Origin of the sequence: Spirillospora sp. NPDC049024 (assembly GCF_040649235.1) — a bacterium.
In the GTDB taxonomy this organism is placed as follows: Bacteria; Actinomycetota; Actinomycetes; order Streptosporangiales; family Streptosporangiaceae; genus Spirillospora.
In genome coordinates this window covers 78,708-97,483 of record NZ_JBEZFD010000031.1, presented here as the reverse complement: position 1 = coordinate 97,483, position 18,776 = coordinate 78,708, and the positions used below count along the sequence as shown (strand labels likewise).

Below are 18,776 nucleotides of genomic sequence, written 5' to 3'. Positions count from 1 at the left end.
GATGATGCCGTTGCTGACAGCGATCTCAGCCATCGCCGCATGCTCCGCAGTAGCGCTCTACTGCGCGCACAGGGTCAGAGTGAGCCGCCACCTGTCGGCCTGGGTGACGCCACAGAAGCCGGGGTTCTGCTTCTATCTCGACGAGCGAAACGCCATGGACCTCTACCTCCAGGGCGACTACCCCTACCTGCAGCGCTCGGTGGAGAAGACGACCCGCCGCAACATCGTGTTGGAACTGCTGTTCCGGCCCCTACGCGGGGGCGTACGGCGTGTGGCCGGAGAAGAGCAGGTCACCAAGTACTTCGAGGAGACGAGGTCGATCACGGTCATCGGGCGCATCGTCCGTGCGCTCGATAAGGAGAACGACATCGTGTACGTCAACCTCCTCACCCGGACGATCGCGCCGAACGCCGGCCTCGACCGAGCGCTGAAGCCGCTGTCCAGGGGGCGATCGAAGCGGGTGGACGCGGCCCGGCTCCGTGACCTGGAACCTGCCGCCTTCGTCTCGGTCGAGGGACGGTTCACGGTCAGGGACGTGTCCGGAGAAATGACCACGTTCTCAGCCCCGTACGGGCCCTCCGGCGACCGGGTGGTCAGCGTGACCTGCGTCACCGACCAGCTGCGAGACGGCAAGGTCCCGGACGGCGCCTTCCGGGCACGCTGCCTCGGCAAGATCAGCTGGGACCCCAGAACCGGCGACGTGAAGATCTCCCCCGTGCTGGCCATCTTCCAGTAGCCGGCAACCTCACCCATGGAGAGGGGCCCCGACGACGATCCAGGGCGCGGCGCCTGACCGAGGGGTGAAGCGGGAGCGGCACGGGCAAGCAAAACGGCCCATGAACACCAATGGGCATTCGCGAAGATCACGAATGCCCAGGTATGCAGGGTGCGCCGTCAGGGACTTGAACCCCGAACCCGCGGATTAAGAGTCCGCTGCTCTGCCAATTGAGCTAACGGCGCCTGTCGTACGGGCCTCGGCGGTGGGCCGGGGTCCCTCGCGACAGGAAGAACAGTATCAGGCCCTGCGGACCAGTGCGAATCGGTTTACTCCCGCCCCGGGAGGACGCTCATCATGCCGCGCCACAGGGCGATCGCGGTGGCCCGGGAGCTGACGCCGAGCTTGGCGTAGATGCGGTTGACGTGGTTCTTGACCGTCTTCTCGCTGAGGAAGAGTTGGCGGGCGATCTCGCCGTTGGAGCGGCCGGTGGCGATCAGGTCCATGACCTCGGCCTCGCGGGCGGACAGGCCGAGGGTGGCGCGGGACGCGTGGCGGACGCCGCGGACGAGGTCGTGCGCCGTGAAGGAGCCGGGGACGAGGTGCCCACTGGCGCCGGCGCGGAGGGCGGCCTCGACGGCGGGTTGATCGTCCGATGCCAGCACGAAGACGCGGGACGAGGTGCTGAGGGGCGTCGTGTGAGCAACAGCGGCCGCGTCGAGCAGGATGACGTCGGGACGCAGGCGTTCGGCCAGGGGGACCGCCGCGGCCGGGTCGGGGGTGTCGGCGACGACCTGGAACTCGTCGCTGGCGTCCAGTACGGAGATCACATCAGCTCTGCCCCGGGCATCGCCGTCCACCACGAGTACGCGCAGCGGGGCCGTCTCGTCCACACTCATCCGTCGCCCTTGGCGTGTGGTTGACAATTCTAGAGTCGGAGCATAACCGGATGATCTACGAAGGTCGATGAACCCGCACGCACAGTGCCCGTATCGAGACCGGAACGAGGTCAGGGCCTGATCGCGACGGACGGCGTGAGGGCCGGGACGAATGAGGGGCTTGTACCCATGACATCTTGGATCCCGATAGGCATGGCAACTGTTACCTGGACGGTGCGCAGGTACCGTGGCGTATCACCCTGATCGCCTCGCGTGGCTCTGTTCTCAGGCGGAGAACTCCGATGAAGCAGTGGTCTCAAGCGATGCGGTGGGAGGGAGCCGCGGGTGGCCTGCGGCTCCCTCAGATGCGTGCCGGGGGAGAACGCAGCGGGCCTAGCCGTCCCTCCTGCGAGAGCCGAACACGCTGTTCAGCAGTCCGGCGACGGCCACCCCTACCCCGACGGGCATGCCGATGACCGGGGCAGTCGCGGCCAGGGTCGCGGCCGACACGGCGATCACCGCGATAGCGGTCCCCAGCAGTACGTGCCGAGGGATGAACACGCCCGGTTCCCGGCGCTGGGGCAGGCGCCCTGCCTCCGTGTGCGTCCCGGCAGTTGGGTTGACCTGCTCGTTCGTGGCGCGGCTCACGGATTCGCCGCCCGCTGGCCGGTGCCTTTCGTCCCCGGTTCGTTGTACTCTCACTAGTGGCTCCTGCTCTCTTGGCTAAGACGGGTGATGGGGCTGATCGAACCGGCGGCCCCCTGCTGATCCCAGGAGGCCGCCGTCGCGTGTGCGGGCGGTGATCCGGCGAGGCCGGTCAGATGCGCGTGCAGTCGATGCTGATTGAGCGTTCGAGATACCTCCTCATGAGAGCGATCGGGATCTGAGAGCGCTCCTGGAGGAACGCCAAGTACTCCTCGATCGGCAGTACCAGTGCGCGCGTGGGCTCCAGCGTCCGGACCGTTGCGGACCGCGGTTGCCCGTTGATCGCGGATATCTCTCCGAGCAGCGAACCAGGGCCGAGGACGACTGGGACGCTGCCGTCGTCCATGGAGCTTGCCTGTACCTGCCCGGACAAGAGGATCAGCACCGACGTGCCGTGATCTTCCTCCTGGAAGATGGTCTCCCCGGCGGCCCAGGCCCGCACCGATCCTCCGGCCATCAGGTCGTTTCGTTCGTCAGTGGTGAGCATGGCCAGGAACGAGCCGGGTTCAGGGACGGACGTCGTCTGCCCCATCGTCGTGGACGACATCGCTGCTGTTCACCTCCTGCTGCCGGCCGGGCGCTTCATGCCGCGGGGGCGGGGACGCCGACGCCGTGCCGGATGGTCTCGACGCTTTTCAGGAACCTCTCAACAGCGCGAATGTGCCGCAGGTCCTTGTCCCTTCCCGCGACCCGCTTGTAGTCCAGGACATCCGGCAGGGAGGCGAAGCGGAGGCCGCCGATGATCTCGGCTCGGTCGATCAGCTCTCGGGTGTTTCGGGGACCGAACCATTCTTCGGAGAAGTGGACGCGCCCGCCGTAGAACGACACCACGGGGGCGCCGGTGATCGTTCCGGTCATCCCGCGGACACCGGTCGCGTAGACCCGGCGCCAGGTGGAGCCGCACGCCACCACGTCCAGATCACGGAGGACACCGTCTCCGATGCCGTGCGCCAGTAGTGGCGCGCTTCCGACGATCACGAACTCGTCACGGTTGAAGGGGCGGTCGGCGAGCCAGCGGATCAGCTCGTTCTCCAGGATGTCCGGTGTGGTGTCGGTGTCCTTCATGTAGCCCTCGCTTTCATCAGGCCGAAGCCGTTCGCTCGCCGGCAGCGATCTCGCGGAGGGCGGGCAGGTTGAGAATGACCGTCTTCTGTCGAGCCGCATCGATGATCGCGGCGCTCTTGAACGTTCGGATGATCTTCTTCACGGAGTCGAGCGAGGCGCCGGCATAGTCGGCCAGGTCCTGCTGGCTGATCCGCAGCACGATCCCCTCATCGCCGTGCTTGCCGAGGCCGCTCTCCAGCAGTTCGATGAAGGCCAAGGCCAGTCGCCGCTCCACGGCCAGTTCCGACTCCGCGATCTTGCGGGTGGCCTGTTCGAGCCGTTCGTCCTTGGCCACGAGCTGGGCCAGCGCCGCCCTGGGATGGGTCTGCAGGAACTCGATCCATCGCGCGGCGGAGATGAGCAGCACCTCGACCTCGTCGATCGCTGCGACGGAGGCGACGCGGGGCTTGCGGCGCAGCGGTGACATCTCGCCCACGACTTCGTTCGCGCCTCGCACAGCGATGATGCGCTTCGGTCGGCCTGCCGAGACCATGACGTGTCCCTTGCGGATCAGCAGGACGAAGTCGGTTTCCTCACCCTCCTCGAAGAAGACCTGTCCCGCCGAGCGGTGCAGTGTCTGGCCCCTGGCATCCAACCAGAGGAGTTCCTCTTCAGTGAGGAGAGTATCCCCTTCTTCGAACGGAGTGAGCTGCATGTGTCTGAGTGTATTACTGCACCTTCATCTATGCAATGCATGCCCGTATGCGGGTGTGGTGAGCCTCTTACGCGAGGTCGGCGCGGTGCGGCCGATGTCGCGGCCCGGGCCGCTGTAAGTGCCGGCGGCATGGATGGTCCGGCCGGGAGGCGGTGTGCAGAGTCATACCGGAAACGGAGCGGGCATCGTGGCGGCACCAAGCGGTGGCGGCGGAGGCGCGATGCGCAGTATCTGCCGGGCGACAGGCAGGGCGCTGCCGCCCCGGAGCGGCTTCGGTGAAGGGGAGCGTCCTAGCCGGAGTGCTCCGAGATCCGGTATGAGTGCCGGGCGAGCGTGACGCGCCGCACAGAAAAGCCCTGGTCGTCCTTGCGGGGACCAGGGCTTCCCGTTGGGGTGAGTGAGGGGACTTGAACCCCCGACATCTTGGACCACAACCAAGTGCTCTGCCAGCTGAGCTACACCCACCGTGGCCGGGATCGCTCCCGGCTTCCAGTAGTGTAGCGGCTTCTTCGGGGTGGGTCAGCCGGAGGCGACCTGGGCGGCTATGGAGCGGGCCGTGTCGGAGTCGGGGCCGGGCTGCTGGACGAAGACGGCGGCGCGGTAGTAGCGGAGTTCCTGGATGCTCTCGGTGATGTCCGCCAGGGCGCGGTGGCCGCCCTTCTTCTCGGGGCTGGCGAAGTAGACGCGGGGGTACCAGCGCCGGGCCAGCTCCTTGATCGAGGAGACGTCGACCATGCGGTAGTGCAGGTGGGCGTCCAGGGACGGCATGTCGCGGGCCAGGAACGAGCGGTCGGTCGCGATGGAGTTGCCGCAGAGGGGGGCCTTCTTGGCGTCCTTGACGTGGGTCTTGATGTACTTGAGGACGACGTCCTCGGCCTCGGCGAGGGTGACGCCGCTGGGGAGCGCTTTCAGCAGGCCGGACGTGGTGTGCATGTCGCGGACGACCTTGGTCATCTGGGTGACCGACTCGGGCGGCGGTTTGATCACCACGTCGACGCCCTCGTCCAGGATGTTGAGCTCGCTGTCGGTGACCAGTGCGGCTATCTCGATGAGCGCGTCGTTGCGCAGGTCGAGTCCCGTCATCTCGCAGTCGATCCAGACCAGCCGCTCGTTCATGCACTTACCCTACGGCCATGAACGACTGCGCGGGGCATCGCGGGCGATCGATTTAGGAGGTCACGCGCCGGGCGATATGTCCGGGGATGGGGATGCCGGGACGGAGTAGGGGATCGGGGGCCGGCGGGCCGAACGTCTGGCGGACGGGCACCACGCCGGCCCAGACGTCGAGGGCGTAGTCCTCCTCTTCGTCCTCAGGCGGGCCCTGCCGCACCTTCACAGAGGCCTCGTCCAGGGAGAGGGCCAGGACGGAGGTGGCGGCCAGCTCCTTGCGGTTGGGCTGGCGGGCCGCGTCCCACTGGCCTGGGGTCAGTTGCTCGGTGATGACCCGGAGGCCGGTCAGCTTCTCCTCCGGGGCGTCGACGAGGCGGGGCGTCCCGTAGACGACGGCGCTGCGGTAGTTGATCGAGTGGTTGAACAGGGAGCGGGCGAGGACCAGCCCGTCCACGTGGGTGACCGTCACGCAGATGTCCTGGGACGGCCCGGCCCTGAGGCTGCTCGCTCCGGTGGAGCCGTGGACGTAGAGGGTGTCGTCCAGGCGGCCGTAGCCGGTGGGGATGACGCGGGGCGAGCCGTCCACGATGAGGCCGAGGTGGCAGATCATGCCGTCGTCGAGGATCTCGTACAGGACGGAGCGGTCGGTGCTGGAACGTTCCCCCAGGCGGCCTGGGCGGGTGCGGGCGGTCGCGGCGAGCGGGTTCATGTCCGTTTACGCTAGGAGGCGAGTGGCCTGGCAGGTATGGCCACTTGGCGCGGATAGCGGGTGACCACTTTGTCGATCGATCTGCCCCTGGCCGTGGAGCGGGACGTACCGGAGCCGATGAGCGCGCAGCTCGTCGGGCAGTTGCGCGCCGCCATGGGGGAGGGACGCCTTGCCGCGGGCGAGCGGCTTCCGTCCAGTAGGGCTCTGGCGGGTCTGCTGGGGGTCAGCCGGACGGTGGTGACCGAGGCCTATGAGCAGCTCTACGCGGAGGGCTGGCTGGAAGGGCGGCATGGGTCCGGCACGTATGTGACTGAGGGCGTCGCCGCCGCGCCTATGCCGAAGCCCCAGGTGGTGGAGAAGGAGCCAGTGCGGAGGGCTGCGGGCCCACACGAGATCGACCTGCGGCCCGGTCTCGCCTGGATCGGGGCCCTGGATACACCCGCATGGCGCAGGGCATGGCGTCTCGCTGCCGGGATGCCGCCTCAGCAGCGCCAGGATCCGCATGGGTTGCCTGGCCTAAGGGAGGCGCTCGCCGACTACATCAGGCGTAGCCGCGGGGTGGCGTGTCCTGTGGACGGGCTTCTGGTCACGCGGGGAGCGACGAACGGGCTCGATCTGCTTGCCGCGACCGTCCTCCGCCCTGGGGACCGGGTCGGTGTGGAGGAGCCCGGCTATGGCAGGGCACGCGCGGTCCTCAGTGGACGTGGTGCCGAACTCGTCCCCTGCCCTGTGGACGAGCATGGTCTAGTAGTTGACGGTCTGCCCGATGACCTGCGCATCGTCTATACGACGCCTTCGCACCAATTCCCCATGGGCGGCGTGCTGCCCGTCCCTCGCAGGCAGGCTCTGCTGGCATGGGCGCGGCGCAACGGGGCGCTCATAGCAGAGGACGACTACGACGGGGAGTTCCGCTACGACGTCGCGCCCCTGCCCGCCCTCTACGGCCTGGATCCGGAGGTCGTCGTCTACCTGGGCACGACCGCCAAGATCCTCACCGCGGACATGGGCGTCGGCTGGCTGGTGGGGCGTCCCGACCTGGTGGCGGAGGTGGCGCTCCGGAGGGAGGAGCTGAACGACCGCACCGCCGTGGTCCCGCAGGACGCGCTGAGACTTCTCCTGGAACGGGGTGACCTGGATCGGTACGTCCGCCGCATGCGCGCGGAGTACGCCCGGCGCCGTGACGTGGTCGTGCAGGCGCTGGACGGCCTGCCCCTGCGCGGCGACACGGCAGGCCTGCACCTGGTGGTGGACGTCCCGGAGCCGGCGGCCTCGCACGCCGCGGACGAGGCGGCCCGGCGCGGCGTCCTGGTGGAGACGCTGACCCGCCACCACGCGGGCCCGGTGCGCGCGTCCGGTCTGGTGATCGGCTACGGCTCCGCCGCGACCCTCGCCGAGCTGCGCAAGGGCTGCGAGATCGTCCGGACGCTGGTCGGGTAGCGGCGTCAGTTCGACAGGGCGCTCGGTCCGACGGGCACGGGCTCCGACGCGGGGTGCAGCGGCCCGGGACGCGAGGCCGGCGCGTCGTTCTGGGGAGTGCGGACGGGATCGGACGACCGGACGGGGTCAGGCGTGCGGGGGCGCGGCGCCACCAGCCGGGGGCCGGTGGGGGTGCTGGGGAGGCGGGGCTTCGGGATGGGGGCGACCGGGGTGTCGGGTCCGGTGATGCGCCGGACGTCGATCCCGCCGGGGTCGGGACGGTCCAGGAGCGGCACCTGGGAGGCGCCGTAGTGCCCGCCGCGCGCCCATTCCTTGCGGTTGCGCTGCGCGTGGTACGACTGCGGCGACGGCAGCGGAGGGCCGGCGGGCCAGCGCCGGGCCACCCCCCACGCCTCCAGCCACTGGACGATGGCGTCGATGCCGGCCAGCGGCGACCCGGTGAACGGCGACCGCGACTGGGCCACCACCATGATCTGCGCGCAGACGCGGCCCTCCCGACCGAGCGCGCCGCCGAGCAGCCGGGCGGCGCGGGTGATGGGCAGGAGTTGGACGATCTCGCCGGTGCCGGGGTGCCACACCAGGTGGGCGGGTCGGTCCTCCTTCAGCAGGTCGGCGGCCACCGAGCGCGCGGAGACGGTGTGCGGGTCGTGCTCCTCGGCGCACCAGACGGCGCGTGGAGCACCTCCTCGCAACGCTCCGCCGTCGTTTCGCGCCGGCATGCGGCCGGCTCCCGGCAGCCATGCGTCTGCCACGGTGCGTCCCCCCAATCGGGCGGTCAGACCCCCGAGTGGTCAGTTACTTCTCTTGGTCCAGCGAGGACTCGTCCGTCCAGCCCGCCGCCTCAGTGGGTGGGATGACGGCTGCCGACCTCTCTCACCGGGTTTGAACCGGTTCGATCGGGTAGTGCAGACGGGCACCCCGCGTGTCCGAGCATTGCACCTTGTGTCACCTTTTTCCTCCCGGGTGTTCGGTCGAATCACTCACCCTGCGGGAAGGCGGGCGGAAGATGCCCGCGTCCGCGCAGGTCATCGCCGTCCCTGGAGATCGGATGACAAGCGGCTGGAAGTCGGCCGGAAGTGGCCGGGGCGTCACGGACCGCACGGCGGTACCCGGGTGGGGTTCACACCCCTGACCGAGCCGCGTTCTAATAATGGGTCATGACCGTTGACGCAGAACTGCCCGCCGGAGTGCCCGGTATCGACGTCCCCCGGCTGGCGGCCTGGCTGGCCCGCGAGCTGCCCGGATCGGGACGGATCACCGCGATCGACCTGATCGCGGGCGGGCGGTCGAACCTCACGTACGGCATCACCCTGGACGGGGGCCGCCGCATCGTGCTGCGCAGGCCGCCGCTCGGCCACGTGCTGCCGACGGCGCACGACATGGGACGCGAGTACCGCGTCCTGTCGGCCCTCGGCCAGGGGACCGCGGTGCCGGTGCCGACGACGCTGGCGTTCTGCGACGACGAGGAGGTCATCGGCGCCCGCTTCTACCTCATGGACTTCGTCGAGGGCCGGGTCCTGCGCACGCGGGAGGACGCCGCCGACATCACGCCCGAGCAGGCGCGCGGCCTCAGCGACGCGCTGGCCGAGGCGCTCGCCGCGATCCACACGGTCGACGTGGAGAAGGTCGGGCTGGGCGACTTCGGACGTCCGACCGGCTACATGGAGCGTCAGCTCAAGCGCTGGGGCAAGCAGTGGGACAGCTCGCAGGAGGCCGTCCGCGCCACGGGCGCCACCCGCGAGCTGCCCGAGTACGACCGGCTGGTCGCGCGGCTGGCCGAGCGGCTTCCGGCGGACGCCCCGGCGCGTCTCGTCCACGGCGACTTCCGGCTCGACAACGCGCTCGCCCGGCTGGAGCCGCGCCCGGAGATCGCCGCCGTCGTCGACTGGGAGATGTCGACGCTCGGCGACCCGCTGTCCGACCTCGGGCTGACGCTCGTCTACTGGGCGGAGGCCGCCGACGCCGAGCAGCTCCCGGTCGGCGCGACGATCACGTCCGCCCCCGGCTTCCTCACCCGCCGCGAGTTCGCCGGACGGTACGCCGAGCTGACCGGGTTCGACCTCGCCGACCTCGACTTCTACGTCGCGTTCGCGTGCTTCAAGCTGGCGGTGATCCTGGAGGGCATCCACGCCCGCTATCTGCAGAAGGCGACGGTCGGCGAGGGCTTCGACCAGATCGGCGGCGGCGTGCCCGTCCTGCTGGATCGGGCCCACCGCACGCTCGACGCCGGCTCGGTCTGGTAAGTCCCCCGCTCAGCAGCGGTAGGTGACGGTCGCCGAGGCGCCGGACGAGAAGTACACGGTGCCGGTCTGCTGGCCCAAGCAGAAGCCGGACGAGCGCGACACCCGCACACCGCCGCTCTGGCCCGCGTCGAGATGCCCGGAGCCGCCCGCCCTGACGGGCCCGGCCGTGCCGCTCACCTGCCAGCTCACCGGGCCTCCCACCGCCCTGACCGTGACGGTGCAGGAGCTGCCCCGGCCCATGTCGCACCCGCTCACCGACAGCGTGCCCGGCTTCGGCGGCTTCGGCGCGCTGGACGTGGGCGGCGCCGGCGGCTTGCTCGTCGGCGCCTCCGTCGCGGTCTTGGACGCCGAAGGCGACGGCGACTTCGACGGCGACTTCGACTCGGTCGGGGAGGCGGTCGGCGACGTGGGGGACGTCGGGTCGGTCGGAATCGGCTCCGGCGCGGTCGAACCGCCGGGCGGGGTACTGCCGCCGGGCGAGACGGGACCGGTCGCGGCCGCGTTCGTCCCGTCGTCCCCGCCGCCGAGCCACGCCATCGCGCCGCCGAACAGCACCAGGACGCCGACGCCCACCGCGGCGGCGGCGAGCAGCGGCGCGCGCCGCCGCGCGGGCGCGCGGTCCCGGGCGCGCGGCGCGGTCGGCTGGTAGGGGAGCGGCCAGCCGTACTCGTCGAACGGCTCGGTCCAGGCGGCGATGGCGCGGCGGTTCCCGGCCCGGTCCTCGGCGGTCGCGGCGGTCAGCACGTCGAGCCGCAGGTCGGCGGGGATGGCCGCGATCGGCAGCACCGACAGCAGCCGGTCCGGCGGCAGGGGCGGCGTCTCCCGCGCCCCGCATACCGGGCAGTTCTCCACGTGCCGGACGAGCGCCGTGGACGTCTGCGGGGACAGCGGCCACGACTCGGTCAGCGCCGCGACGCTCGGGCAGTCCTTCCAGTGGTTCTGCGCGATGAGGGACGCGTGCAGCGCGGCGGCGAGGTCCTCGCGGGCCTTCTCCGCCAGCGCGAGCGTCTCCTCCAGCGGCATGCCGAAGATGCCGGCCAGGTCCACCTCGTCCAGCTCGTGGCGGACCGAGAGGTCGATCGCCTCGCGCTGGCGCCCGTTCAGCGCGGCGAGGGCGCTGTGCGCGAGCAGGCGGCGCTCCTCGCGGCGGGCGAGCTGCTCGGGGGTCAGCTCGTCCTCGGCCTCCGGCGCCTCCTGCCCGGTCTGCCGGTTCGGGCTGTCGCGGCGCCGCATGCACTCCTTGCGGGCGATCGCGTAGAGCCAGCCGCGCAGCCGGTCCGGCTCGGTGAGCCGGTCCACGTGCTCGCGCGCGGAGATGACGGTGTTGCGCAGGGCCCCGGCCGCCTCGGTGCGGTCGCGCAGCAGGCCGTGGCAGTAGTCGAAGAGGAACGGCGCGTAGGTGTCGTAGACCTCGGTCAGCGCGATGACGTCCCCGGCTCGCAGCGAGTCCGCCAGCCTGAGGTCGTCATTCTGCGCGGCCCCTGGCTCACCGGCCACGGGAACCCTCCCAGTCGAATTCGGTGTACTGATCTGCCCCGACGAGCCCCGACCCCCTGGTCGGCCGACTCGGTTGCCTGATCTTGCCACCAAGTTGCTGGAATTTCTCCCTTATGAGTGGATTTTAGTGACGGATCCGGTACGCGCCGTATCCGTATCGCCTTGTGAGACGGCCCCTGCGAAGGAAAACGTGATCTAGGTCACTTTTCCGATCAGCGGCCGCCCTGGCCGCCTCCGCCCCCGTTTCCGCCGTCCGGCGGGCACGACAGGGTGACGGTGCGCGCGTCGCCGTTGGAGAAGCTGACCGTTCCGGAACCGCCGGGCGGGTCGCAGACCCCGCTGACGCGCGCGTAGCCGACCTGCCCGTTGCGCAGCGTGCCGCCGCCACTGGCGCTGAGACCGCCGGACGCGCCCGTGACCGACCAGGTGGCCGTTCCGCCGACGGCCCGCACGGGGATGTTGCAGCTGCCCGGACCCGCGCCCTGGATCGTGCAGGAGCCGATCGAGAGCCGTCCGGCCTTCGGCTGGGTGCGGGTCGCGGTCGGACGGGCCGAGCGCGACGGCTCGCGCGTCTTCGTCGGGGTCGGCGTCGGCGAGGTGGTCGTCGGCGTCGGGGTCGCGGTCCGCGTGGGCGTGGGCGTGTCGGACGGCTCCTCGGACTCGGTCGGCGAGGACGGCTCGACGACGGACGCCGACGCCCCGCCCGAGGGCCCCTCCGCCGCCGTCCGCCCGCCGGACGAGCCGGACATCAGGTAGTACGCCGCGGCGACGACCGCGATGACGGCGGCGGCAGCGGCCAGCCCGGCCCACACCCCGCGCGAGCCGGAGCCGTCTCGGGGCGCCACGCGCACGGGTTCCTGCTCGACCATGCCGGGCCAGCCCCAGGCGTCGAACGGCTCGGCCGCGTGCGCGATGGCGTCGAAGTCGGATGCCAGCGACGGGTCGGTGGCGGTCGCCATCACGTGCCCGCGCAGGTCGGTCGGCATCATCGCGACCGGCAGCACCTGCAGGAGCCGCGCCGCGGAGACGGTGCGGTCGCGCAGGGGGCCGCAGATCCCGCAGCCCTCGATGTGGTGGACGAGCCTGCGGACGACCGGCGGCGGCAGCGGCCATCCGGCGTCGTCGGCGATCGCGGCGACCTCGGGGCAGGCGTCGCGTCCCGCGCGGGCGATGTAGGCGGCGGCGAGCGCGTCGTCCAGGCGGGCGCGCGCCTCGGCGGTCAGCTCCGCGGCCTGCGCCGCGTCCATGCCGAGGACGCCGCCGATCTCGCCGGGGTCCAGGCCGTGCCGCAGCATCAGGTCGAGCGACTCGCGTTCGCGTCCGCGCAGGCCGGACAGCGCGCCGTGGACGAGCCGCCGGGCCTCCTGCCGCCGGGCGTGCTCCGCGTCGTCGAGGAAGCCGTCCTCGACCTCGGGCGCCTCGTGCCGCTGCGCGGGACGGTTCGGGTCGCGCAGCCGCCGCATGCACTCGTTGCGGACGAGCGCGTACAGCCAGCCGCGGAAGCGGTCGGGCTCGCGCAGGCCGGACACGTGCGCGTAGGCGGCGACGAGCGCGTCGTGGAGCGCGCCGGCCGCCTGTTCCTGGTCGCGCAGCAGCGCGTGGCAGTAGTCGTACAGGCGGGCCGCGTAGCGGTCCATGACCTGGATGAGGGCGCTCGGGTCGCCCGCCGCGAGCGTCCGTGCCAGACGCTCGTCGTCGGCGCGGTCGAGACTGGGCCAACCGGACACGAAGTCCTCCCGCGGGCTGTGCTCGGAATCCTCGTCCGGGCGTCCGGGACGCCGGGGACGGGCTGGAAGATCTCAGAGGGAGCGGTTCGCTCTCCCGGCCCCGGTCGGTCTGTTCGACCGGCGGCCGCCTCCCCGTCACGGGCCAGGGAGGGAAGAAGGTCGGAGGCCCGACGGCCCCGCTCCCCGTCGGGCCTCCACATAGATTGACGATCGACCCCCGCGCCCGGTTGACACCGAAAGCAGGGAAATATCCAGAACTACCTGGCGCATCCGGAAGATCACCGAACGGTGATCACTGGATCCGGCGGGAGAGCATCTTCAGGAAGATCCGGGAGATCTCGCTGGGCGTCATGGCGACCTGCACGTTGCCGTTCGTCGCCGCGGCGATCTGCTCCAGCTCGTTCTTGTCCACGCCCTTGCCGAACCCGATCATGTTCACCTGGATCGGCTTGTTCGGGTCCTGCATGCCCTTCAGCTGCTTCAGCGTGTCCTGCAGCGACGGGCCGTCCGGGTCGTCGTTCTTCCCGTCGGTGAGCAGCAGGATCGAGTTGCCGAACTCGGGCTTGTAGGAGTCGTTCATCATCTTGTACGCGGCCAGCATGGTCCGGTACAGGCCGGTGTCCCCGTCCGGTTTGGGCCTCATCTGGTTGAGCGTCGACAGGACGAGGCCGCGCCGCGTGGTGGACCCGATCCGGTCGCCGAGCGCGCCGATCGGCACCGTCTCCTTGTACGGCGTCTTGCCGTTCATGTTCGTCGAGAACAGCCACTGGCCGAGTTCGGTGTCGTTGGACATCATGCTGAGCCCGCCCTGCGAGACCTGCGCGATGGCCTGGAGCCGGTTGACGTTCGGCCCGACCTTCTCGGCCATCGACCCGGACACGTCGATCAGCGTCAGGAGGCGCAGGCCGAGCGACAGCTTCGCCCACGCCTGCATGACCTTCGCGACGTCCTCGCTCTTCGGCGAGGGCAGCTGCCGCGGCCGGGCCGGGCTGACGCCGGCCGCCTGCCCGAACCCGGACGGCGCCTTGCCGTCGGCCGTCCGGAACCCGGCGTCGAGGACGTCCTTGCGGGTCGCCTCGGTCCGCATCGCCTGCTCGAGCAGGCGGGCGCCCTTGCCGCGCGCGTCGTCCTTGGTGGTGACGGCGAACGGGTAGTCCATCGAGAGCGTGCCCTCGATCGGGTACAGCGCCACCGCGGGCTCGGCCGGCTTGGTCCGGTTGTAGGCGTAGAGGGCCTGCTCCGACGACAGCGAGATCGGCTGCTTGCCGGTGCGGTCCTTGCGGAAGTGCTCGAACTCCGCCTTCGTGTCGGTGACGGTGCTCTCGCGGACGGTCCGGACGATGCCGGTGAAGATCGAGTCCCGGTTCGGGTCGTTGGCCAGCAGCGTGCTGGTGACCATCAGCGAGCCCATGCCCGCGGCGTTCCGCATCGGGTCGGGCACGACGAGCCGCACCGTTCCGGCCGGGATCATCTGGTTCTTGGTCACCGCGCCGCCCGCGACGCCGCCGGCGGCCTTCAGCAGGTTGTCCCACGACGGGCTGGCGGTGATGCCCTGCTTCTTCAGCTGCGCCGCGAGCGTCTGCGGCAGCCCCACCACGATCGGGCTCGACGCCAGCGAGGTCTTGGTGGACACGACGCCGCTCTTGTCGCCGTTCTCGCCGCTGGTCTGCGCCAGCGAGATCCACAGGGAGGAGTCGGGGATCCACACGTCCGGCCGGTCGTCCGCCACGGCCTGCCCGGACAGCAGCGTCGTCACCGACGACGGCTCGGTCCGCTTCACGGTGGCCTTGACGCACTTGCCGTCGACCTTGTGCTTGCCGTCGTTGAACCGTCCGGCGGCCTTCTCCACGACCGGCGCGATGTCGGGCGCGGCCGCCACGGACAGGTTCAGCGCGCCGTCGCCGGAGCAGCCGCCGCCGCTCTCGGCGAACGCGTAGACGCCCACGCCGAGCAGCAGCGCCAGGCCCACGGCGCCGGCCATCGGGCCGATCAGCGCGGTCTTGCTGCGCTTGCGCTTGCGGCGCCCGTACTCGTAGCCGCCGGACTCGTAGCCCCCGGACCCGCCGCCATAGCCGCCGGAACCACCGGAGCCACCGGAACCGCCGCCGTACCCGCCGGAGCCCCCGGAGCCCCCGGAACCGCCGGACCCGCCGAAGTATCCGGACTCGCCGCCGTCCGACCTGCTGATGGCGTCGTACTCGCTGTAGCCCGTCCCGGCCAGCGGCGACGCGGCGGGCGGACCCTGCGGGGACCCGGTCCTCGGCTCCTCGCCGTACCGGCCGCCCCCGTAGGCGCCCGACCCGGACGCGGCGCCGTAGGGACCGGAGCCGTAGACGGGCTGCTCGGACGACTGCCGGGGCGTGAACCACTCGGGCGTCTCGCCGGACGCGCCCGGCGCCATGCCGGGCGGCGCGCCCTGCGGGCCGGCCTGGGGCTGGGCGAGCGGCTGGCCCTGGCTGTCCCGTGCGCCGAACCAGTCGGACGACCCGTCGTTGGCCGGGCCGAAAACGGGCCTGGACGGGTCGTACCCGCCCTCACCCGGCCCCTCCGGGAAGTCATTGCGATGACGTCCGCTCACGGCTGCCCTCGATTCACCTGAAACCCGCCGATGTTCCCCGGCACTGTAGTAGTACGCCCCAGAGGTTACAAAGGACTCAAAACTGATAATGACGCAGGTCATGAGCGTATGGCCTGACGAGCCTGGCAGTGTACGCGACCGTCACGCCCAGCGATCGAGGCGGTACAAGGGGAGGTGGATTATCCCGCAGAGTGGGACATATGGACCCGCCGACGGCCGGATCCGGCCGCGACGCGACCGGGCCACTCCGCGACACGGCCGGGCCGTTATGCAACCCGGCCCCCTCCCGGCCCCCTCCCGGCCCCCTCCCGGGCCCCCCTCCCGGTACGCCCCGGCACTCCGCGCCCGGCGGCAGACTTAGGGGATGGCCAGCCTCATCCCCGTCTCCGATCCCGCCGACCCGCGCCTCGCGGACTACGTCCGGCTCCGCGACGTCAACCTCCGCAAGAGCCTGGAGGCCGAGCACGGCCTGTTCGTCGCCGAAGGGGAGAAGGTGATCCGCCGCGCGGTCGCCGCCGGCCACCCCGTCCGCTCCCTGCTGATGGCCCGCCGCTGGACCGAGCCGCTGGCCGATCTCCTGGACGGCCTCGACGCCCCCGCCTACCTGGTCGACGACGCCACCATGGAGGCCATCACCGGCTTCCAGGTGCACCGCGGCGCCCTGGCGTCCATGGAACGCCTACCTTTGCCGTCCATCGAGACCGTCCTCACGGGAGCGCGCCGCATCCTCGTCCTCGAAGACCTGGTCGATCACGCGAACGTGGGCTCCATATACAGGTGTGCCGCGGCGCTGGGCATCGACGCGGTCATCCTGTCGCCGAGGTGCGCCGACCCCCTGTACCGCCGCGCGGTCAAGGTCTCCATGGGCGCCGTCTTCGCGATCCCCTACGCCCGCATGGCCAACTGGCACGACGACCTGGGCAAACTGCGCGCCGCCGGATTCACTCTTCTGGCCCTGACCCCCGCCCAGTCGGCCACGCCACTGGACAAGGCCGCCCTGGGCGATCGCGTCGCCCTGATGCTCGGCTCGGAAGGCGACGGCCTCTCGTCCCATTGGCTGGACGAGGCCGACGAACCGGTCTGCATCCCCATGAGCCCGGACGCGATGTCCGCCGGAGTCGACTCCCTCAACGTCACTGCGGCCGCCGCCATCGCCTGCCACACCCTCATGCGTTGACGGCCCCGGCGGGGGGCCAATCCGTTTCGGCACCTCGTCTTCAGGATCAAGTGACTCGCGTCTTCGATTCCGCATGCCGCGGGTCGGGGAAAGGGAATGGCCGGCCGGACGAGACCGAGAAGCCGCCGCCGAGACCTCCGAAGCCTTTATGCGCCGCCCGTTCGCCAGGGCCGCGGCTACGCGAGCGCGGTCTCGTCGCCGCGCTCGGTCAGGAGGGTTGTCAGTTGCTCGCGCTCCATGAACGCCCAGTCGTCCGGGTCGTCCTCCCAGTCGATGAGCTCATCGGTGTCCAGCGCGGCGAGGAAGTCCTCGTGGAGGCCGGCCGGGTTCTGCCGGACCGGGTCCGAGAACTGCCACACTTCGACGGCCGCTCTCAGGTCGCCGCGGTCGGCCAGCAGTTCGGCCAGTCGCCTGGTCGTCGGGGAGGCGTCGCCATAGGCGCGGGCCCACACCCGCAGCGCGTTTTCGAGGTCGCCGTGCTTCGCGAGGAGTTCGCCCAGTCGTCCGGCCGCGTCGCGGTCTCCGGTCTCGGCCTGGGCGCGCAGGTTCGCGATCTCGTCCGACTCCGGCACGCCGCCGTCTGTCCGAATTTCCATTACCGGTCACCTCTTCCGGGGGCAGTAAGGGCGCTGGCAAGGAACAGCCGCTTCGGGAAAATAACCATCTCTGAGAGCCTCAAACCGCTTCCTCTCGGCGAGTCGGCCGGGACGGGCGGCGGAATCCGCGGGTACGCGCGCCACGTACCCGCCGTTTCGCCGGGCCTTCCGGACGCCCGCCGATAATCGTCAAGACGCTCCGTGCGGCCCCGGGTTTTCGCTCGCCTTGGAACGGGCCCGCCGATCCCGCGCCGTTCGGCGGCGGGCAGGAGGAACGGCGTCCTCCATCAGCGGATTGGGGCGGGCGAAGAGAGCCACATTGGTGGAACGCCGCCGGAGGGTCCAAATATTTCCGGACCGGTTCTGCGGCCTCTTGTGAGATTCTCTTCCCGGGCTCCGCCGTTTCCGGGGACATACCCGGCGCCGCGCCGAGCTGGGGGGCGACCGCGACAGGCATACCTCCAAGGAACGCGGGCCACCCGTCGCGCGCGTGACCGGCGCATGGCCCGCGGCGATCAGCCGGATGAAGGACTGAGACGTGCCCGGCTCAGCGGCCGAACATGCCGCCCCGCGGCCGCCGGTGCGTTCCCCTCGGCCGCCTCGGCGCCCCGGCCGGGACCCGGCGGCGGCCCAGGCGCAGCTGGGTCAGCAGGAGCGAGAACGCCACCAGCAGCGCCGCCAGCCACGCGATCTGGGTGCTGGCCATCCGCTCGAACGTCAGGTCCTGCGCGACGGGCGTCTTGTTCCCCTGGAGCCGGCTCTGCGGCGTCGCCGCCCCGGCGCTCGGGCTCGGCGCGACGGACGGGTTCGGCGCCTGGATGGACGGCAGCGCCACCTGCGGGTTCCGCGCGTCGAACGACGAGTTGGGCGACGTCTGCACGGACCCGCTCGTGTTGACGCCCCCGGTGCCGTTCCCGGAGCCGGACGACCCGCTTCCGCCGGATCCGCCGTGCGACGTCCCCGACGACGAGGAGTGCGAGGGCGTGGTCGACGGCTTCGTCGGCTTGCGCGACGGTGACTTCGTGGGCGTCTTCGAGGGCGTGGGGGTCGGCGTGGGCGTCTTCGTGGGCGGCTTGGACGGGACGACGTACTTGAAGGTCGTGGTCCCGAAGACGGGAGAGAGGTCGGTCGCGTCGACGGTCACGGTGATCGTGTACGTCGTCGTGGCCTTCGGGCCCTCCTCGGGCACCGTCACGTGCGACTTGACGGGGCCACCGGTCTTCCCGTCGGCGAGGTCGCCGACGGCGCACGCCGCCGACTCGAACGGCGCGCCGCAGTCGCCGGTCACCGTCGCGCCCTTGAGGGTCACCGCGACGTTCGTGACCTTGATGTTCGCGACGTCGCCGCCGTCGGCCTTGACCGTGGTCGTGATGTCGAGGGAGTCACCCGGGTCGAGCTTGGCCGCCGACGAGGCGACGTCCACCAGGAGCTTGCCCGGGGCGGGGGACGCGGGATCCGATTCTGAGGGGGAGGGCGTGACCTCGGCTACGGCCGATGCCCCTCCGGCGGCGAGGATGGCCGCCGTGCCGAGCCCAACAAAGATCGGTTTGACCGCCGATCGGCAGATCACTGCCGCCGCACCTCCGTCGCGTCGCCGTTGAACGCTTCCGTTCCGAGGGATCGCCTCGGGAGACATGCGAACACG

Annotated in this window: 17 protein-coding genes and 2 tRNA genes; 4 read left to right on the top strand and 15 right to left on the bottom strand. The window is 70.9% G+C overall.

Annotated features, from left to right (window positions below; genetic code table 11):
- Nucleotides 1–79: 79 nt before the first annotated feature.
- On the top strand, nucleotides 80–736 hold the full coding sequence (locus AB0C21_RS38945) for a hypothetical protein (protein WP_500211137.1): 657 nt from the start codon (nucleotides 80–82) through the stop codon (nucleotides 734–736).
- Between the two features lie 151 nt (nucleotides 737–887).
- Here the strand turns inward: AB0C21_RS38945 and AB0C21_RS38940 are convergent.
- The 9 genes from AB0C21_RS38940 to AB0C21_RS38900 all read right to left on the bottom strand — a co-directional run bounded on the left by AB0C21_RS38940 (nucleotide 888) and on the right by AB0C21_RS38900 (nucleotide 5,876).
- A tRNA-Lys gene (locus AB0C21_RS38940) sits at nucleotides 888–960 on the bottom strand.
- Nucleotides 961–1,044: 84 nt separating this feature from the next.
- Nucleotides 1,045–1,614, bottom strand: coding sequence for a response regulator transcription factor (locus AB0C21_RS38935; RefSeq protein ID WP_500211136.1), 570 nt, complete (start codon nucleotides 1,612–1,614; stop codon nucleotides 1,045–1,047).
- Between the two features lie 372 nt (nucleotides 1,615–1,986).
- Nucleotides 1,987–2,241: a hypothetical protein gene (locus tag AB0C21_RS38930; RefSeq protein ID WP_500211135.1), complete on the bottom strand. Its 255-nt coding sequence runs from the start codon at nucleotides 2,239–2,241 to the stop codon at nucleotides 1,987–1,989.
- A 169-nt stretch (nucleotides 2,242–2,410) separates the two neighbouring features.
- The gene (locus AB0C21_RS38925; RefSeq protein WP_500211133.1) at nucleotides 2,411–2,845 is read right to left on the bottom strand and encodes a Crp/Fnr family transcriptional regulator; all 435 of its coding nucleotides are present in this window, start codon (nucleotides 2,843–2,845) and stop codon (nucleotides 2,411–2,413) included.
- A gap of 35 nt (nucleotides 2,846–2,880) precedes the next feature.
- On the bottom strand, nucleotides 2,881–3,363 hold the full coding sequence (locus AB0C21_RS38920) for a hypothetical protein (RefSeq protein ID WP_500211132.1): 483 nt from the start codon (nucleotides 3,361–3,363) through the stop codon (nucleotides 2,881–2,883).
- A 16-nt stretch (nucleotides 3,364–3,379) separates the two neighbouring features.
- Complete coding sequence (locus AB0C21_RS38915; protein WP_500211131.1) at nucleotides 3,380–4,057, bottom strand: Crp/Fnr family transcriptional regulator; 678 nt, start codon at nucleotides 4,055–4,057, stop codon at nucleotides 3,380–3,382.
- Between the two features lie 389 nt (nucleotides 4,058–4,446).
- Nucleotides 4,447–4,522 (bottom strand) — tRNA-His (locus AB0C21_RS38910).
- A gap of 54 nt (nucleotides 4,523–4,576) precedes the next feature.
- Nucleotides 4,577–5,173 carry an oligoribonuclease gene (gene orn / locus AB0C21_RS38905; protein ID WP_353818233.1) on the bottom strand — a complete coding sequence of 199 codons (597 nt, stop codon included), beginning with the start codon at nucleotides 5,171–5,173 and terminating at the stop codon, nucleotides 4,577–4,579.
- A 52-nt stretch (nucleotides 5,174–5,225) separates the two neighbouring features.
- Nucleotides 5,226–5,876: a pyridoxamine 5'-phosphate oxidase family protein gene (locus AB0C21_RS38900; protein WP_500211129.1), complete on the bottom strand. Its 651-nt coding sequence runs from the start codon at nucleotides 5,874–5,876 to the stop codon at nucleotides 5,226–5,228.
- A gap of 117 nt (nucleotides 5,877–5,993) precedes the next feature.
- Here AB0C21_RS38900 and pdxR point away from each other — a divergent pair, with 117 nt between their 5' ends.
- Nucleotides 5,994–7,313, top strand: coding sequence for a MocR-like pyridoxine biosynthesis transcription factor PdxR (gene pdxR, locus AB0C21_RS38895; protein WP_500211150.1), 1,320 nt, complete (start codon nucleotides 5,994–5,996; stop codon nucleotides 7,311–7,313).
- Between the two features lie 5 nt (nucleotides 7,314–7,318).
- Here pdxR and AB0C21_RS38890 read toward each other — a convergent pair whose 3' ends face one another.
- Nucleotides 7,319–8,032, bottom strand: coding sequence for a hypothetical protein (locus AB0C21_RS38890; RefSeq protein ID WP_500211127.1), 714 nt, complete (start codon nucleotides 8,030–8,032; stop codon nucleotides 7,319–7,321).
- Between the two features lie 438 nt (nucleotides 8,033–8,470).
- Here AB0C21_RS38890 and AB0C21_RS38885 point away from each other — a divergent pair, with 438 nt between their 5' ends.
- A complete protein-coding gene (locus AB0C21_RS38885) occupies nucleotides 8,471–9,556 on the top strand; it encodes a phosphotransferase family protein (protein WP_500211126.1) in 1,086 nt (361 codons plus the stop codon).
- 9 nt (nucleotides 9,557–9,565) lie between these two features.
- Here the strand turns inward: AB0C21_RS38885 and AB0C21_RS38880 are convergent, their stop codons facing one another.
- From AB0C21_RS38880 to AB0C21_RS38870, 3 genes are all read right to left on the bottom strand, one after another.
- Nucleotides 9,566–11,053 (bottom strand): RNA polymerase sigma factor, encoded by a 1,488-nt coding sequence (locus AB0C21_RS38880; protein ID WP_500211124.1) that lies wholly within the window; start codon nucleotides 11,051–11,053, stop codon nucleotides 9,566–9,568.
- A gap of 212 nt (nucleotides 11,054–11,265) precedes the next feature.
- Entirely contained in the window at nucleotides 11,266–12,780 is a 1,515-nt protein-coding gene (locus AB0C21_RS38875; protein WP_500211123.1) for an RNA polymerase sigma factor, read from the bottom strand.
- 292 nt (nucleotides 12,781–13,072) lie between these two features.
- Nucleotides 13,073–15,358, bottom strand: a complete 2,286-nt coding sequence (locus AB0C21_RS38870) for a substrate-binding domain-containing protein (protein WP_500211121.1) — start codon at nucleotides 15,356–15,358, stop codon at nucleotides 13,073–13,075.
- 364 nt (nucleotides 15,359–15,722) lie between these two features.
- On the opposite strand from AB0C21_RS38870, the gene AB0C21_RS38865 reads away from it, so the two are divergent.
- The gene (locus tag AB0C21_RS38865) at nucleotides 15,723–16,535 is read left to right on the top strand and encodes a TrmH family RNA methyltransferase (RefSeq protein WP_500211120.1); all 813 of its coding nucleotides are present in this window, start codon (nucleotides 15,723–15,725) and stop codon (nucleotides 16,533–16,535) included.
- A 176-nt stretch (nucleotides 16,536–16,711) separates the two neighbouring features.
- On the opposite strand, the gene AB0C21_RS38860 is transcribed toward AB0C21_RS38865, so the two are convergent.
- Together AB0C21_RS38860 and AB0C21_RS38855 are read right to left on the bottom strand one after the other, a co-directional pair.
- On the bottom strand, nucleotides 16,712–17,131 hold the full coding sequence (locus AB0C21_RS38860) for a hypothetical protein (RefSeq protein WP_500211119.1): 420 nt from the start codon (nucleotides 17,129–17,131) through the stop codon (nucleotides 16,712–16,714).
- Nucleotides 17,132–17,678: 547 nt separating this feature from the next.
- Nucleotides 17,679–18,701, bottom strand: coding sequence for a hypothetical protein (locus tag AB0C21_RS38855; RefSeq protein ID WP_500211117.1), 1,023 nt, complete (start codon nucleotides 18,699–18,701; stop codon nucleotides 17,679–17,681).
- Nucleotides 18,702–18,776 lie beyond the last annotated feature (75 nt).